Source organism: Comamonas sp. HJ-2 (assembly GCF_053615495.1).
In genome coordinates this window covers 52380-69207 of record NZ_JBSIFD010000021.1, presented here as the reverse complement: position 1 = coordinate 69207, position 16828 = coordinate 52380, and the positions used below count along the sequence as shown (strand labels likewise).

Annotated in this window: 16 protein-coding genes; 1 reads left to right on the top strand and 15 read right to left on the bottom strand. The window is 61.6% G+C overall.

What is annotated here, in order from left to right; translation table 11 throughout:
• The first annotated feature begins 161 nt into the window (after positions 1 to 161).
• Positions 162 to 629 (top strand): acyl-CoA thioesterase, encoded by a 468-nt coding sequence (locus tag ACWGXF_RS17505; RefSeq protein ID WP_003068067.1) that lies wholly within the window; start codon positions 162 to 164, stop codon positions 627 to 629.
• A gap of 67 nt (positions 630 to 696) precedes the next feature.
• Here ACWGXF_RS17505 and ACWGXF_RS17500 read toward each other — a convergent pair whose 3' ends face one another.
• The 15 genes from ACWGXF_RS17500 to argB form a co-directional block, all read right to left on the bottom strand.
• Positions 697 to 1341 carry a bactofilin family protein gene (locus ACWGXF_RS17500; RefSeq protein WP_256628605.1) on the bottom strand — a complete coding sequence of 215 codons (645 nt, stop codon included), beginning with the start codon at positions 1339 to 1341 and terminating at the stop codon, positions 697 to 699.
• Positions 1342 to 1582: 241 nt separating this feature from the next.
• Positions 1583 to 2095 (bottom strand): thioesterase family protein, encoded by a 513-nt coding sequence (locus tag ACWGXF_RS17495; RefSeq protein ID WP_039050040.1) that lies wholly within the window; start codon positions 2093 to 2095, stop codon positions 1583 to 1585.
• Between the two features lie 19 nt (positions 2096 to 2114).
• Positions 2115 to 2489: a hypothetical protein gene (locus ACWGXF_RS17490; RefSeq protein WP_256628606.1), complete on the bottom strand. Its 375-nt coding sequence runs from the start codon at positions 2487 to 2489 to the stop codon at positions 2115 to 2117.
• 34 nt (positions 2490 to 2523) lie between these two features.
• Positions 2524 to 3318, bottom strand: coding sequence for an enoyl-CoA hydratase (locus ACWGXF_RS17485; protein WP_452102206.1), 795 nt, complete (start codon positions 3316 to 3318; stop codon positions 2524 to 2526).
• Positions 3319 to 3364: 46 nt separating this feature from the next.
• Positions 3365 to 4198, bottom strand: coding sequence for an acyl-CoA thioesterase (locus ACWGXF_RS17480; RefSeq protein WP_256628608.1), 834 nt, complete (start codon positions 4196 to 4198; stop codon positions 3365 to 3367).
• A gap of 37 nt (positions 4199 to 4235) precedes the next feature.
• Positions 4236 to 5201, bottom strand: a complete 966-nt coding sequence (locus ACWGXF_RS17475; protein WP_256628609.1) for an alpha/beta hydrolase family protein — start codon at positions 5199 to 5201, stop codon at positions 4236 to 4238.
• Positions 5202 to 5215: 14 nt separating this feature from the next.
• The gene (locus ACWGXF_RS17470; protein WP_256628610.1) at positions 5216 to 6412 is read right to left on the bottom strand and encodes an acetyl-CoA C-acyltransferase; all 1197 of its coding nucleotides are present in this window, start codon (positions 6410 to 6412) and stop codon (positions 5216 to 5218) included.
• Positions 6413 to 6592: 180 nt separating this feature from the next.
• Positions 6593 to 9016, bottom strand: coding sequence for a 3-hydroxyacyl-CoA dehydrogenase/enoyl-CoA hydratase family protein (locus tag ACWGXF_RS17465; RefSeq protein WP_256628611.1), 2424 nt, complete (start codon positions 9014 to 9016; stop codon positions 6593 to 6595).
• An 82-nt stretch (positions 9017 to 9098) separates the two neighbouring features.
• Entirely contained in the window at positions 9099 to 9542 is a 444-nt protein-coding gene (locus tag ACWGXF_RS17460; protein WP_256628612.1) for a DUF2147 domain-containing protein, read from the bottom strand.
• Positions 9543 to 9629: 87 nt separating this feature from the next.
• The gene (locus tag ACWGXF_RS17455) at positions 9630 to 11426 is read right to left on the bottom strand and encodes an acyl-CoA dehydrogenase C-terminal domain-containing protein (protein WP_256628613.1); all 1797 of its coding nucleotides are present in this window, start codon (positions 11424 to 11426) and stop codon (positions 9630 to 9632) included.
• A gap of 77 nt (positions 11427 to 11503) precedes the next feature.
• On the bottom strand, positions 11504 to 12298 hold the full coding sequence (locus tag ACWGXF_RS17450; protein WP_122974662.1) for a TetR/AcrR family transcriptional regulator: 795 nt from the start codon (positions 12296 to 12298) through the stop codon (positions 11504 to 11506).
• A gap of 187 nt (positions 12299 to 12485) precedes the next feature.
• On the bottom strand, positions 12486 to 13181 hold the full coding sequence (slmA, locus tag ACWGXF_RS17445; protein ID WP_034391067.1) for a nucleoid occlusion factor SlmA: 696 nt from the start codon (positions 13179 to 13181) through the stop codon (positions 12486 to 12488).
• A 176-nt stretch (positions 13182 to 13357) separates the two neighbouring features.
• On the bottom strand, positions 13358 to 14857 hold the full coding sequence (locus tag ACWGXF_RS17440; protein ID WP_012839900.1) for a sensor histidine kinase: 1500 nt from the start codon (positions 14855 to 14857) through the stop codon (positions 13358 to 13360).
• Between the two features lie 130 nt (positions 14858 to 14987).
• The gene (locus ACWGXF_RS17435) at positions 14988 to 15707 is read right to left on the bottom strand and encodes a response regulator transcription factor (RefSeq protein ID WP_003068054.1); all 720 of its coding nucleotides are present in this window, start codon (positions 15705 to 15707) and stop codon (positions 14988 to 14990) included.
• Between the two features lie 157 nt (positions 15708 to 15864).
• Positions 15865 to 16758, bottom strand: a complete 894-nt coding sequence (argB, locus tag ACWGXF_RS17430; protein ID WP_063663799.1) for an acetylglutamate kinase — start codon at positions 16756 to 16758, stop codon at positions 15865 to 15867.
• Positions 16759 to 16828: the final 70 nt, after the last annotated feature.

The following is a 16828-nucleotide window of genomic DNA, read 5'->3' as shown; positions in this document are numbered from 1 at the left end:
CAGCACGACACTCAGGCATCCACAGATCCACCACAAACACCGTCCCATAGTTACCCCCTACTTACTTGCCCGAACCGTCGCTAGTGGCTTTCTCTCGCCAACATGGTAGAAACCCGATGTTGAGGGACAATTCAATCTTTCCATTCGTGTCACAGATTTCCATGCCTCCCCGTTCGCCCGACCTTCCCAGCGTTGCCCTGCCCGCCGACAAGGAACTGGTCCTCAAAGTCGTGCCCATGCCTGCCGATGTCAATGCCAATGGCGACATCTTCGGTGGCTGGGTCATGGCGCAGGTGGACCTGGCCGGCTCGGTGCTGCCTCAGCGCATCAGCCACACCCGCATGGTGACTGTGGCCGTCAACGAGTTCATCTTCAAGCAGCCCGTGCGCGTGGGCGACATTCTGTCCTTTTACGCGGGCGTGCAGCATGTGGGTCGCACCTCGGTCGCTGTGGATGTGGAAGTCTTTGCCGAGCGCTTTTCCGACCAGGGCAAATATGTGAAGGTGACCGAGGCCCGCCTGACCTATGTGGCCATTGATGCCACCGGCAAGCCCCAGTCTCTGCCTGATACCGAGCAGACACGTGCCTGGCGCGAGAAACTCCAGGCTCAGGCGGCCGCCAAGAGCTGATCCATGCATCGAGCATGAAAAAAGCGACCTCTAGCGGTCGCTTTTTTCATGGGCTGTGCGCAGAGATTCAGGCGACAGCAGCGCTACCCGTGGTTTCACTGCTGCTGGTTGCAGCCGTCGCCGTGCTGCTGCCGGCACTGCTCTTGCTCCAGGCGGAAGCGGAGGCATTGCTGGAACTGCTGGTGCCGGAACGGGTTCCCGCTTCGATCTGCCCCGTCAACTCGCCCCCCTCTTCGATCACCACCTTGCCATAGCGGATCGTGCCGCTGACCTTGCCGGAGCCATAGATCACCAGCTTTTCGCGCACCGTGAGAGTGCCGTCGAACTTGCCGTGGATTTCTGCAATATCGATCTCGGCCGTACCGTGAAACGCCCCCTGCTCGGCAATCTTGATGACGCGGGAGTTCATGGTCGCCTCAACCGTTCCCTCCACGACCAAGGTATCGCAGTCCGTGATTTCCACGCCCTTGAGCTTGATGTTCGGACCGACAGTCAGCTTGCTGCCACCGTTTTCCTCCGCAACAGGCGCGGTGGGAGCAGCAGTCGCAGCCGCACGCATGGGGCTGGATGGTGCCGTGCCAAGGCCCGCGTTACTCAGGGAGCTGGCGCCAGATGTCGCAGCGGTATTCGCTGTCGAAAGCCCGGTGACGGAACTGCGTGAAGGAAAGTTATCGTTATCGCGTTTGCCGAAGAACGGGTTTTGCACAGCCATGGCGGGAATCTCCTAGTCAGAAAGTGCCATCCTATGCAGCATAAGTAGCAACATTTACCGTCATCTCGCAATAACGGTAAGCAAAGCTTTCACAAGTTTCAGTTACTTGCATGCATTGCCTGATCTCACACAATGAAAGATTTGGCAGCATCCGGGCAAGCGTTCACTTGCCTGTCTTTGAGGCACTTTTTGCTGCCAGCCCATATTTCGCCGGCGCTTTACGCTCTCGTTTCAGAGATCGTCAAGAGACGATATAGGCCGCCGTGCCGGTAGAGAGCAACTCACCATCCACCGACAGAAACTCCATTTGAGTATTCGCCACCCGCGAGCCCAGGCGCAGCACTCTGGCCGTGAGCAGAAATTCCTTGCCGATGCCGGGGCGCATGTAGTCCACACGCAGATCGATTGTGCCCAGCCGGGAAAAACGATGCAGTCTTTGCGCGGGCGTATCGTCCATATGCTTGGCCGCAATGGCCGCCATCACAGCCAGCCCGCCCATGGAGTCCAGGCCGGCGCTGATCACGCCGCCATGAATGCGCTGATAGGCCGAATGCCCGATCAGATCAGGTCGCATGGCGATATGCCCCTGCACCAGCGTGGGCGTGATCTCGCCGATCTTCAGACCGATAGTCTGGTTGAAGGCCACGCGCGTTTCAAAGATCTCTCGCAAGCCGGAGATGAACTCAGGCTCGAACTGCACGGGCTCGGCAATTTCCTGCGCTGAATTACGGGACGATACGGACCTGGATGTCATAGGCAACCCTGAAAAGAGGTCAAAGAAAAATCGCCCGGCAAGGGGCGATTCTCAGATCGGCACTGGTACAAGCTGGCGAAGCTGGCCCGGATTCGACACATGCCGAAATCCGGATGGCGCTTTGGGTAACACCGCCACCCATCGCTTCGCTCATCTTGCAGCCGCAAGGTCTGACCTCAGCACTGGCTGAAGTCAGGGTGGCGTTTTTGGCGAAACCGCCACCCATCGCTGCGCTCGTCTTGCTGCCGCAATGTTTGACTTCAGCACTGGCTGAAGTCAGGGTGGCGTTTTTGGCGAAACCGCCACCCATCGCTGCGCTCGTCTTGCTGCCGCAATGTCTGACTTCAGCACTGGCTGAAGTCAGGGTGGCGTTTTTGGCGAAATCGCCCCCCATCGCTGCGCTCGTCTTGCTGCCGCAATGTCTGACTTCAGCACTGGCTGAAGTCAGGGTGGCGTTTTTCCATGAAGGCCGTCAGTGCTTCCTTGGCCGCGGGCTCGCACAGCATGCGGGCGAAGACCGCGCCTTCTTCCACGATACGCTCGCCCACTGCCTTGGCCTGGCCGCCCTTCATCAGGCGCTTGGTCTCGATCAGCGAGGACAGGGGTTTGCGCGCCAGCTTCCTGGCCTGGGCCTGTGCCACGGCATTGCATTCGCTGGGCGGTACCACGCGGTTGATCAGGCCCACTTCCAGCGCGGCTTCTGCCATGAAGGGCTCGCCCAGCAGCAGGGCTTCGGCGGCACGGTGATAACCCAGCATCTGGGGCAGAAGCAGGCTGGATGCCGCTTCGGGGCATACGCCCAGGTTGATGAAGGGCAGCGAGAATGCGGCGTTATCGCCGGCATAGACCAGATCGCAGTGCAGCAGCAGCGTGGTGCCAATGCCCACGGCCGGACCACAGACGGCAGCAATCAGAGGCTTGGGGAAGACCGAGACTTCCTGCAGAAAACGCCACACGGGCGCATCGGCCCCCATTGCACCGGGGGTTGAGGCCTGCTTCAGGAAGTCCGCAATATCGTTGCCTGCGCTGAAGATGGCGATGTCGCCCTGAAACACCACCACGCGCACGCCTGCGTCGACCTTGGCGGCGGCCAATGCATCCGCCATCTGGGTATACATGGCCTCGGTGAAGGAGTTCTTCTTCGCCGCACGGTTGAAGGTGATGGTGCACACGCCCTCTTCGGTGTGCACCAGGATGTCCTGGCTATCCTGGGTATTGCTCATGGTCTTGCCTTGTGAATGATGTGAACAGCTTGCTGGTTTCGGCGCGCTATTCCTTGTAGTAAACAATCTGGTGGCTGGTCGCCAGCATCTGACCGGACTGGCCCCACAGCTGGGCCGTCTGGTCAAAAAAGCCGTTGCGGAACTCCTGCCCTCGCGCCTGCGCCAGCAGCAATCCGTCACCTGCTGCAGCCAGCTCCTCGCGTCCGGCATGGAAATAGACCGTGATGGACACCGTACCCGCCGGCACGCGCTTGGCGCGGCGTAACCACGCCCGTGGAAAGAACACATCGGAGACTGCAGCCAGCGACGCGAAATCCAGCGGACGCGGCGGATTGTCCCTCACCCAGAGTCGCGTCAGACTGTCGCGCTCTGCCCCGTCCTCATCACGCGGCAGGATTCCGTCCACAAATCGCATCTCATAGCGGGTCAGCCACTCGGAGGCCTTGAACAGCGGCGGCACGCGCTCCACCTCGGCTGCAGCCCGGACCTCGGGCATGGGCATATCGCTGACGCTCCAGGTCTGGCGGCGTACCGCCGTCACGGCCGTGGCCGTGGTCACGACCTGCGGCTGACCCTGGGCATCGGGCTGGGTGATGGTCAGCAGCCAGTGCTGGGTGGAGCGGTTGGTACGCACCGGGTTGGCGTCGATCTCAAACGTACCCGGCCCCACGGCTGCCGCATAGTTGACGGTGATGGACAGCGGATCGCCCAGACACTGAGGGTGTTGCTGAATGGCCTGCACCAGGCTGGCCGCCGTGATGCCGCCATAAGGGCCGACCATATTCCAGTAATCGGGCGAAGCCGTTCCCTGGTACTGATTGGGCACGCCCGTAGCGCTCAGCGCTACGGCACGATCAAAGGGGTGGAGGTCTGTGCTCATGATTGGCAGTGTTGCCCAAGGGCGGGAATGAAAGCCGTCAAACAGGTGACTCAAGCGGCCCGAACAAGGGTTTGCCTGGGCCACGGTCACCGTCGCGCCAGCTCTGCAGCAAAGGCAACAGGGGCTGCCACAGTAGCTCACGCATCTCTTCCTTGAAATACCCCAGATGGCCTATGCGTCCGGACGGAGCCAGGCCCGGATCGACACGCTCCAGCGTGCTGGGCGCACTTTTGTACCAGTCCACCAAAGACTGCACGCTGGCCAGCGACATCATTTCGTCGTCCTCGAAATACAGCGCATGCAAGGGGTAGTGGGCTGCCGCATAGGCCTCGGCCGCCCAGCGCCCCTCCACCCCCATGGCGTACAGAGGATTCAGGCACCAGCGACGCCATTGCCAGATCACGCCTGCCGGCAGATCGCCCACAATGCCCAGCTTGCGCCCCGGAAACGCGCCGTACAAAGCAGTGACCAGCGGAGCGACGCCCCACCAGAACAGCCTGACCATGCGCTTGGTTGGCGCAGCGTTGTCGCGCCAGTAGCCGCTGCCGCTGCCCACGGACAGCAAGCCGTTGATGGGCAGGGGAATGGATGCCAGGCCCGGCAATTGCGAGCCCACGCTATGACCGATCCAGATCAACGGCTGCTGGGGAAACTGCTGCTTGAGATGCGCTGCCACCAGCTCGCAGTCCTTGGCCCAGTCCAGCAGGTCGGCCCTGGCGTCACGCAGCGGCACTTGCAGCGACAGGCCATGGCCACGGTAGTCGAAGGTGGTGACGCCATAGCCCTGCTCCGCGAGCCAGCGGGCAAAGGCCTGGTAATAGCTTTGCTGCACGCCCATGGCGCCAGCCACCACCACCTGCGCCAGCGGCGCTGCCGCCCTGGGCTGACACTGGCGCAGCACCAGATGGGCCGAACCCACGGAGATGGGCAAGGCCATCTCCGTCCATTGCACGGCAGCTTGCACCGGAGCTTGTACGGAGGCTTGCGACTGGGCGGTCTGCATGGCGGCTGCGGCGTTCAGACGCGCTCGAAGATGCCAGCCGCGCCCTGACCCATGCCCACGCACATGGTCACCATGCCGTACTTGAGCTGCTTGCGTTGCAGCGCATGGACCACGGTGGCGGCACGGATGGCACCGGTCGCCCCCAGGGGATGGCCCAATGCAATCGCACCGCCCATGGGGTTGACCTTGCTCTGGTCCAGACCCAGGGTGTTGATGACAGCCAGGGACTGGGCCGCAAAGGCCTCGTTGAGCTCGTACCAGTCGATATCGTCCTGCTTGAGACCCGCATAGCGCAGCGCGGCGGGAATGGCCTCGATGGGGCCAATGCCCATGATGGCGGGCGGCACGCCCTTGCTGGCATAGCTGACGAAGCGCGCCAGCGGCGTCAGACCAAAGCGCTTGACGGCATCGCCGCTGGCAAGGATCAGCGCGCCCGCACCGTCGCTGGTCTGCGAGCTATTTCCCGCCGTGACCGTGCCGCGCGCCGCAAACACGGTGCGCAGCTTGGCCAGGCCTTCGAGGCTGGTATCGGGGCGCGGGCCTTCGTCCAGACTCACTGTGCGCATGCTGGCCACGGTCTCGCCGGTGGCGATGTTCAGCGTGCGGTCGGTGACTTCGATCGGCGTGATCTCGGCAGCGAACTCGCCGGCCTGCTGCGCGGCAATCGCGCGGCGGTGCGATTCGAGTGCAAACGCATCCTGCGCCTCGCGCGAGACCTTCCACTGCTGGGCCACCTTCTCCGCCGTCAGGCCCATGCCGTAGGCAATGCCCACATCGCCGTCGCGCTCGAAGATGCTGGGCGAGAGGCTGGGCGCATTGCCCATCATGGGCACCATGCTCATGCTCTCCACGCCGGCAGCAACCATCACATCGGCTTCACCGACGCGGATACGGTCCGCCGCCATGGCCACGGCCGACAGACCGGAGGCGCAGAAACGGTTGACGGTGATGCCGCCGATGCTGGTGGGCAGTCCCGCCAGCACGGCACCGATACGCGCCACGTTCAGGCCCTGCTGGGCTTCGGGAATCGCGCAGCCGCAGACGATGTCCTCGATCGCCTTGGGGTCCAGGCCAGGCACCTGGGCCAGCGCCGCCTTGAGCGTGGTGGCCAGCAGATCGTCGGGGCGGTAGTTGCGGAAAAAACCCTTGTGCGAGCGACCGATAGGAGTGCGCGTGGCCGCAACGATATAGGCGTCTTGTACTTGTTTCATGACCAAATTCCTTGGTTGTCTCTTAGCTCTTTAACCTGTGTGCAAGGCTTCAATTGCTTCGCGGCGCATACCAGCAGCCAGCGAGCAAGGGCCGCCCCGCAGCGTTGCTGGCGTCCCCCTTCCCGCAAAGCGAGAGAAGGGGGAAGGCGCGCAGCGACTCAGGGGGATGCTCATATCCAATCAGTTGCGAACCGGCTTGCCGGTGTTCAACATGCCCAGGATTCGTTCATGGGTCTTGGGGTGAGCAATCAGATGGCAGAAGGCCTTGCGCTCCAGGCTCATCAGATAGGCCTCATCCACCAGCGTGCCGGCATCGACATCGCCGCCGCAGACCACATTGGCGATCAGGCCCGCAATATGCTGGTCGAACTCGCTGATGAAGCCGCCGTCGCGCATATTGACCAGCGAGCCCTTGATCGTGGCCTGGCCGCTGCGGCCCGCCACGGGGAAGCTACGCTTGTGCGGCGCACGCCAGCCGCTGGCTGCCATGGCCTTGGCCTCGTTGATGGCGACAAACAGCACCTCGTCCTTGTGGGCCACGACGATGTCGCTGTCCAGCAGATAGCCGAGCTTGCGCGACTCCAGCGCGCTGGTGCCCACCTTGGCCATGGCGGCAGCCGTGAAGCCTTCGGTCAGGAAGGGCAGCAAATCCTTGCCGGTGCTGGTGGCTGCATTTTCGGCAGCGCGGCGCGCGATATAGGTCAGGCCGCCCGCGCCGGGCACCAGGCCCACGCCGACTTCCACCAGACCGATATAGCTTTCCATATGGGCCACGCGGCGTGCCGAGTACACCGCCATCTCGCAGCCGCCGCCCAGCGCCAGCCCGTGAATGGCAGACACCACGGGCACCTGTGCATAACGCAGGCGCAGCATCAGGTTCTGCAGCTCCTGCTCGATGCTCTCGATGGCGTCGGCACCACCGATCACAAAGGCCGGCATGGTGGCCTCCAGGTCGGCGCCCACGCTGAAGGGCGCATCGCCGGACCAGATGACCATGGCGTCGAAGTCGCTCTCGGCCGTCTCCACCGCCTCCATCAGGCCTTCCATGACTTCGGGGCTGATGGCATGCATCTTGTTCTTGATGCTGGCAATCAAGACCCGCTTACCGGAGGGGCTGTCATCCTCGTCCAGCGTCCAGGTGCGCAGCGCCCTGGTTTCGGCAATCGTCGTGCCTGCCGTCTGCCAGTCGGGCAGATCGGTTTCACCGAGCAGCTTCTCGGGGAAGAGCTGGCGCTCGTACACGGGCAGCACACGGCGCGGCACGAACTTATTCTGCGCAGGGCTCCACGAACCATTGCCCGTGTGTACTCCGCCGGCCTCGGCCACCGGACCTTCGAAGACCCATTGGGGCAGCGGCGCCTTGCACAGCGCCTTGCCGGCGTCGATGTCCTCCTGGACCATCCTGGCCACCTCCAGCCAGCCGGCTTCCTGCCACAGCTCGAACGGGCCCTGCTTCATGCCGAAGCCCCAGCGCATGGCCTGGTCCACATCGCGTGCGCAGTCGGCAATGGATTGCAGGTGCACGGCAGCATAGTGGAAGCTGTTGCGCAGAATGGCCCAGAGGAACTGGCCCTCCTTGCCCTCGGCATTGCGCAGCAGCTTGAGGCGCTCTGCAGCGGGCTTTTTGAGCATGCGACCATAGACCTCGTCGGCCTTGCCGCCTGCGGGAATGTAGTCCTCGCTGTCGAGCTCGAACTGGAAGATGTCACGGCCGACCTTTTTGTAGAAGCCCTTCTTGGTCTTCTGGCCCAGGTTGCCCAGCTCGATCAGCTTGGCCAGCACGGGCGGCGTGCCGAAGCTGCCGTAGAAGGGGTCGGTCTCCAGGCTCAGATTGTCCTGCAGGGTCTTGACGACATGGGCCATGGTGTCCAGGCCCACCACGTCGGCAGTGCGGAAGGTGCCCGAGGAGGCTCGGCCCAGCTTCTTGCCCGTGAGGTCGTCCACCACGTCAAAGGACAGACCGAAGTTCTCGACCTCCTTCATCGTGGACAGCATGCCGGCGATGCCGATACGGTTGGCGATGAAGTTGGGCGTGTCGTGCGCACGGACCACGCCCTTGCCCAGCGTGCTGGTGACAAAGGCTTCGAGCTGATCCAGCACCTCGGCCTGCGTGGTGGGCGTGTTGATCAGCTCCACCAGCTGCATATAGCGCGGCGGGTTGAAGAAGTGAATGCCGCAAAAGCGCGGCTTGATGGCGTCGGGCAAGGCCTCGGACAGCTTGGTGATCGACAGGCCCGAGGTATTGGACGCCAGCAGCGCATGCTTGGCGACGAAGGGCGCGATCTTGTGATACAGGTCCAGCTTCCAGTCCATGCGCTCTGCAATGGCCTCGATCACCAGATCGCAGCCCTTGAGCAACTTCATATGCTCTTCGTAGTTGGCCGGCTGGATCAGCTCCACATCCTCGGCCACGCCGATCGGCGAAGGCTTGAGCTTTTTCAGATTGGCAATGGCACGCTCTGCAATGCCGCTCTTGGGGCCTTCCTTGGCCGGGAGGTCAAACAAAATGACCGGCACCTTGACGTTGACCAGATGGGCGGCGATCTGCGCACCCATCACGCCCGCGCCCAGCACGGCGACTTTTTTCACATTGAATCGGGACATGAGCTATGTTCCATTAAGGGCCAGCGGCCTTGCCAAGGACAAAGCATGGGACTGAGGCGCTGGCTGTTTTCTGTCTTGAGATTTACTGAACGCGGATCCAGGTCTGGGTACGCCAGAAAGGACCGATGGAGCCGCGCACTTCCAGCTTCTGGCCTGCATCGACGGGCGTCAGGCGCACGGTATAGGTCTTGCCGTTTTCGGGATCGAGAATCCTGCCGCCTTCCCAGACATCCTTGCCCTCGACTTTTTTGACGCCGCTGATCAGCGTCATGCCCACCACGGGCTTGTCCTTGAGCTCTTCCTTGCACTCGGTGCACAGCGCATTCGGGTCAGCGCCCTTGCGCAGCAGGGCCTCGACCTTGCCCGTGACCACACCGCCGGCCTCGGTGATCTTCACCTGCGCCTTGGGCGTGTTTTCCTTTTCATCCATGCTGCGCCAGGTGCCTACGGGCGACATCTGCGCCCAGGCCGCCGACATGCTGCCCGCTACCAATACAAGAGCTGCTACCGCTTTTATCTTCTTCATTTCCGAGTCCTTTATATTCAAAACAAGGGATGAATAAGCGCATGCAGCTACTCTTTAAATAGCAAAGCAGCACGCGCCTGCGGAACATCAGGCCAGGGCCGCGTCGCTGTCCATCAGCGACTGGCTGCCGGCGCGCGCGGTGCGCATCAGCGTCGCCGTCTCGGGGAACAGCTTGGCGAAGTAAAAGCGCGCGGTCTGCAGCTTGCCCTGGTAGAAGGGATCTGCATTGCCGGCCGCGATCTCGCGCAGCGCCACCTGGGCCATGCGGGCAAACAGGTAGCCGAAGACCAGATGGCCGGCCACACGCAGATAGTCCACGGCGGCTGCGCCGACTTCGTCGGGGTTCTGCATGCCCTTGAAGCCGATCTCGGTGGTGAACTTGGTCATCTGCTCGCCCAGCACGGCGATGGGCGTGATGAACTCGCTCATCTTCTCGTTGACGCCTTCTTCCTCCACCAGTTGGGCGATCAGCTTGCCGAACTTCTTGAGCGTCGCGCCCTGGTTGCCCAGGATCTTGCGGCCCAGCAGATCCAGCGCCTGGATGCCGTTCGTGCCTTCATAGATCATGTTGATGCGCGCATCGCGCACAAACTGCTCCATGCCCCATTCCTTGATGAAGCCGTGGCCGCCGAAGACCTGCTGGCTCAGCGTCGTCGCCGTCCAGCCGTTGTCGGTGATGAAGGCCTTGACGATGGGCGTCAGCAATGCCACCAACTCGCCGCTGTCCTTGCGCACCTTCTCGTCGGGGTGGTGCAGCTCCTTGTCCAGCAGCAGACCGCAGAAGGTGGACAACGCGCGGCCGCCTTCGGCATAGGCCTTGGCCGTGAGCAGCATGCGGCGCACATCGGGGTGGACGATGATGGGATCGGCCGGCTTGTCCTTGGCCTTCACGCCCGACAGGCTGCGCATCTGCAGGCGGTCCTTGGCATAGGCCAGCGCATTCTGGTAGGCCACTTCGGTCAGCCCCAGCGACTGGTTGCCCACGCCCAGACGGGCTGCGTTCATCATCACGAACATGGCCTGCAGACCCTTGTTGGGCTCGCCCACCAGGGTACCGATGGCACCGTCGATATTGATCTGGGCCGTGGCATTGCCGTGAATGCCCATCTTGTGCTCCAGCGCACCGCAGAAGATGGGATTGCGCTCGCCCAGCGAGCCATCGGCCTTCACCTTGAACTTGGGCACGACAAACAGGCTGATCCCCTTGGAGCCGACAGGCGCATCGGGCAGACGCGCCAGCACCAGGTGCACGATGTTGCTGGTGAAGTCATGCTCGCCGGCCGAGATGAAGATCTTGTTGCCGGTAATCTTGTAGCTGCCGTCTGCCAGCGGTTCGGCCTTGGTGCGCAGCATGCCCAGGTCGGTGCCGCAATGGGGCTCGGTCAGGCACATGGTGCCGGTCCACTCGCCGCTGGTCAGCTTGCCCAGGTAGGTCTTCTTCTGCTCCGGCGTGCCATAGGCATGCAGAGCCTCATAGGCGCCATGCGAGAGACCGGGATACATGGTCCAGGCTTGATTGGCGCTATTGAGCATTTCATACAGCGCCGAATTGAGCACGAAGGGCAGGCCCTGGCCGCCATACTCCGGATCGCAGGACAGTGCCGGCCAGCCGCCCTCGATGAACTGCGCATACGCCTGTTTGAAGCCCTTGGGCGTGGTGACCTCGTGGGTCTCCTTGTTCAGCGTGCAGCCCTCTTCGTCGCCGGAGATATTCAAGGGAAACGTGACATTGGCCGCAAATTTGCCCGCCTCTTCGACCACCGCGTTGATGGTGTCGGCATCGACCTCCGCGTACTTGGGAATCTGCTGATAGGTCTCGGTGACCTTGAAGACCTCGTGCATGAGGAATTGCATGTCACGCAGTGGCGGGTTGTAGCTGGGCATTTGTCGTCTCCTGTGATGGTTGCGCGTTGAACGGTTTGCTTTTTTGGGGTTGGAACTGACGCGGGTCGTGAATTGCGTCAGGCGGCTGGCGGCTGGCTGGCATAGCGCGCCAGAATGTTGTTGAAGCCTGCATGAGCCCGCTCTATAGAGCCCTCGCTATGCAGAAAGCGCGCCTCGTAATGCAGGGCAAGAATCAGGCCGTGAATTTCAAACAGCAACTGGCTGGCATCGGCATCGGCACGCAGATCGCCGCATTCCTGGCTTTGCACAATGGTGCGGCGCATGGCGGCCAGCCAGGTGCCGACGGACTCGGCCAGCGCATCGCGCACCGGGCCCGTGCGATCGTCGAACTCCACTGCTCCGCTGATATAGATGCAGCCGGAGTCGATCTCTATGGAGGTGCGCTTCATCCAGTTGCCAAACAGCGCGCGCAGACGCGGAATGCCGCGCGGCGCCTCGATGGCGGGGTAGAAGACTTCCTGCTCGAAACGGTCGTGGTACTCGTGCACCACGGAAATCTGCAATTCCTCACGCGAACCGAAATGGGCAAACACACCTGATTTGCTCATGCCCGTGAGTTCGGCAATCGCGCCAATGGACAGGCCTTCAAGGCCGATATGGGTGGCCAGATTGAGCGCGGCCTCGACAATCGTGGCCTTGGTTTGCTGACCTTTTGCGAGCGATCGGCCCGCAGACTTGGTGGCAGCCCCTTCCACGGCCTTACTGGGGCTAACCGCAGCTTGCGCCTCGGCGTGCAGCTTGCGAGACTTTGCGCTGGTCTTCCTGCTCGCAGCCCCCCCGCGGCCAGCCGGGTGCGCCACATCCCGACCTGCGGGCGAAGTTGAAGAACGGGAAGCGGAGGACGAGGCCATGAAACTCTCAATAAAACGAACGTTCGTTCTATTTTGCACAATTTCCGGCCGGTTTTGAATCCATCAAGGGTAAATACTTAGCCTTTCCCTGTCAGGACTTTTGCCGACTCAGCTGCCTCGATGCGCAATAAAAAACGCCGCCAGTCCTGAGACTGCGGCGTTCCTGAAAGAGTGCCTGAGGAGCGACTCAGACCACGACCATCATGGCCAGGCTGGCATCCAGGTGTTCGGTGGGCAGGCGGCGGAAGCCCGAGCGGGCATAGCGCTGCAGACGTCCCAGCGCAAACGAGGTCAGCACACTGGCAGCGACCGATGCTTCGGCCGTCGGTGCAGCAGAGCCCATGGCGCCGGCGGCAGGGCGCAGGCATTGGCGCAAGGTGGACTCGATGCGGTCAAAGAACTGGTTCATGCGGGTCTGCAGACGCTCGTGCTCGAAAACGATGGCATCGCCGACCATCACGCGCACCATGCCGGGGTTTTTTTCGCCAAACTGCAGCAGCAATGCCACCACGCGGTTGGCATTGCGCACGCTAGTGACCGGATCATGCGCGGCCTCGGGCACATCGCGGCCCACAATCTGCTGCACCAGCGTGAAGACGGACTGCTCGATGAACTCGATCAGTCCCTCGAACATCTGGGCCTTGCTGGCGAAGTGACGGTACAGGGCCGCCTCGCTCACGCTCAGGTGGGCAGCCAGGGCTGCCGTGGTGATACGGTCGGCACCGGGCTTTTCCAGCATGGAGGCCAATGCCTGCAGGATTTGCTCGCGGCGTTCGCCGGGCTTGGGGCGCTTGCGCGCAGGAGCCATGGCAGGAGCGGCAGGACTGTCCTCCGCGGAATTTTCAATATTGGAAACAGGCGACAGGACTTCAGACTCAGACATAGGCGACTCAGTATTTATTAGCAATTTTCTCACAGCCAGTTGCACTGTTAAGCACACGACTATCCTTACCGGTAGGTGTCAGGTGCGTCAAACCAACCTTAATACACAGCAGGCTTGCGGTCTCCACCCCGAACTTTCACCCCCGCTCTCACCAACACGCAAGCGTAACCGAGAAATTAACCTTTGAGAGCTTCAGATACCTCATGACTGCCTTCTGAAACTGATTGAACCGGAATTTCAAGTCTTACTAATAGGCCTTTACCGAAACTTCCATCTGAAAAACTCAGCACACCTTGATGCAATTGCGTTATTTCATCGGCAATTGCCAGGCCCAGACCGGTTCCTTCTTCAATCACTCCCTGGGCGCGATAGAAACGCTGGGTAATCTGGCTGCGCTCTTCCTCGGGCACGCCGGGCCCGTCATCGTCAACCTCGACAAAAGCCCATTGCTGCACACCCGCGATCTGCAGCAAGGTGGCATCGTCCGTGCCCACGGGCCGGGGGCGCAGACCGCAGCGCAAGGTGACGCTGCCGCCCCTGGGCGTGTACTTGATGGCGTTTTCCACCAGGTTGGAAACCAGTTCGCGCAGCAACCAGCTATGGCCCCAGACCGATGCAGGCTCGACCTCGAGGCCAAAGTCCAGATGCTTGATCGAGGCACGGTCGATAAAGGTCTCGAGCATGCTCTCGCAGAGTTCCTTGAGGTCCACCTCCTGCAGCGGCTGCACCTCGGCATTGCGCGCATCGGCACGCGACAGGGCCAGCAACTGACGCGCCAGCTGGGAGGTGCGCCGGGTTGCATCGCGCAACTGCTCGATCTGCTCCACCGTGAGCACGACCTGCGCCTGCTCCCCCGTACGCTTGGCCAGGCGCCTGGCCTCCTGCCCGCTCAGGGCCCAGGCCTCCACCTGGGTCTGCAAGGCCGCCAGCGGCGTGCGCAGCTGATGGGCCGCATCGGCGACGAAACGGCGCTGGCCTTCGGCCTGGGCATTGACCAGGGAGAACAGGCGATTGAGCGAGCGCACCAGCGGGCGGACCTCGGCTGGCGAGGTCTGCTCGTCGATCGGGCTCAGATCGCGCGGCGAGCGGCGCTCCACCGCCTGAGTCAGCTTGTGCAGCGGCTTGAAAGCCCGGCTCACCGACCAATAAATGGCCACTGCCGCGCCCGCAATCAGCAGCAGATTGGGCAGCAGCACATGCATCAGCAGCTGGCGCACCCATTGCTGGCGCACATCGCTGCTGTCGGCCAGCATGACGACCATCTCGCCGGCGCCATAGGTTTCGGCCTTGAGCACGGCAACGCGATAGGTCACACCGTCATGCTCCTGGCTATGGAATTCCGCCGTGCCGGTCGCCGGCACATCGAAGTTGATCCAGGTATCGCCTGCCACCACATTGCCCTGCAGATCGCCCACGGCATAGCCTGCTTCATCACCCTGATTGCGCAGAAAGTCTTCGACGCTTGGCGTCAGCGACACCAGCGGCGGCGTGCCGTCCGCAATCGAGGGCGCGAGCACCGAATCGGCCAGGGCCGGCAGCAAGCGCAACAAACGCTGGTCATGCTGGGTGGAGGCCTCATCGGCGGCGCTGTAGCTGAACCAGCCACCCATGGCCGCCAACAGCATCAGCGGCACCAAAAGCAGAACCAGCAGCCGAAAACGCAGATTGGCGGTCATTAATGTTTATTGAATGAGAAATCGGAGTATTCAATTTTCATAGCTACAAGCGCTTCATTAATAACCGATTCAGATATATAAATAACTGAATTCCATATCAATCAATCGCTGACAGCTATCAAATAGAGAATCAAACAGATTCAGGCATCAACTCCAGCCGATAACCGAAGCCCCGAATGGAGCGCAGGGCCACGCCATGCGGCTCCAGTTTGCTGCGCAGGCGGGACACATAAACTTCCACGGCATTCGGCGTGATTTCACGGTCCCAACCGGTCAGGGCCTGCAGCAGCTTTTCCTTGCTGGCGGGCTTGGGGGCATTGAGCAGCAGATACTCCAGCACCGTCCATTCACGTGGCCCCAGATCGATGGGCAGCAGCTTGCCTTCAGTTTCGCCCTCCTGCGGCAGCTGGCGTGCGCCGGCCCGGCGGCCCGCCGTATCCAGCTCGATACAGCCAAAGTTCAGGACAGCAGAAGTTGCTGCCTGGGAGCGGCGCATCAGCGCACGCAGGCGCGCCAGCAACTCGGGAAGCTCGAAAGGCTTGACCATATAGTCGTCGGCGCCCCAGTCCAGGCCTTGCACCCGGTCCTGCAGCGCATCGCGCGCCGTGAGGATCAACACCGGCATGGCCTTGCTTTCCACATCGCTGCTGCGCAGGCGACGCGTCAGCTCCAGGCCGTTGATGCCCGGCAGGCCGATATCGATCACCGCCACATCGAACGCTTCCTGGGCCAGCACTTCCAGTGCACGCTCGGCACTTCCCACCCAGTCCACGGCATAACCGGCATCGGAAAGACCCAGCTTGATACCGCTGGCCACCATCACATCATCTTCCACCAGAAGCAAACGCATAAAGTCCTACCTTGCTCAAAAACAAAAGCCGCCCAAAGGCGGCTTGCAGCGGAGTCCTGAGCGCGACTCCACCCGGGAAAGCCCTGCGGCGATGTTAACGCCATATGTGAAAAGTCACTCGAGAAGAGCAACCATATGTCAGGGCCAGACAGGCTCATCAATGGCTGCGAATCATCGTGCCATACGCCTGGTCCGTCAAAATTTCCAGCAGCATGGAATGCGGCACGCGTCCATCGATGATGTGCACCGCATTCACACCCGCCTTGGCGGCATCCAGAGCGCCCGAAATCTTGGGCAGCATGCCGCCGGAAATCGTACCGTCGGCAAACAGCGCATCAATCTCGCGCGCCGTCAGATCCGTCAGCAGATTGCCGGCCTTGTCCAGAACGCCCGGAGTGTTGGTTAAAAGCACCAGCTTTTCAGCTTGCAACACTGTTGCGAGTTTGCTTGCAACCACGTCGGCGTTGATGTTGTAACTTTCGTTCTCCTCACCAAAACCGATAGGGCTGATCACTGGAATGAAAGCATCGTCCTGCAGCGCCTTCACCACACTGGGATCGATGGCAACGATATCGCCCACCTGACCCACATCGTGCTCGATGCTCGGATCCTTGTTATCCAGCATCTTGAGCTTCTTGGCACGAATCAAGCCACCATCCCGCCCCGTCAGGCCCACGGCCTTGCCGCCGGCCTGATGGATCAGACCCACGATGTCCTGCTGCACCTCGCCGGCCAGCACCCACTCCACCACTTCCATGGTCTCTTCATCCGTGACACGCATGCCCTGAATGAATTCACCCTTCTTGCCTAGACGACCCAGCGCCGCTTCAATCTGAGGCCCACCACCATGAACCACCACAGGATTGATACCCACCAGCTTGAGCAACACCACATCTTCCGCAAAGTCCGCCTGCAGGGCAGGATCGGTCATGGCGTTGCCGCCATACTTGATGACCATGGTCTTGCCATGGAACTTGCGGATGTAGGGCAGCGCTTGCGCGAGGATTTCAGCTTTGTCGCGGGGGGCGATTTGGGTGGTGGTATCAGTCATTTAATCGGGCCCGCAACCGCAGGACACTAAAGATTCAAAAACCAAAGGCTGCTCTTGCAGCCTTCGTCGT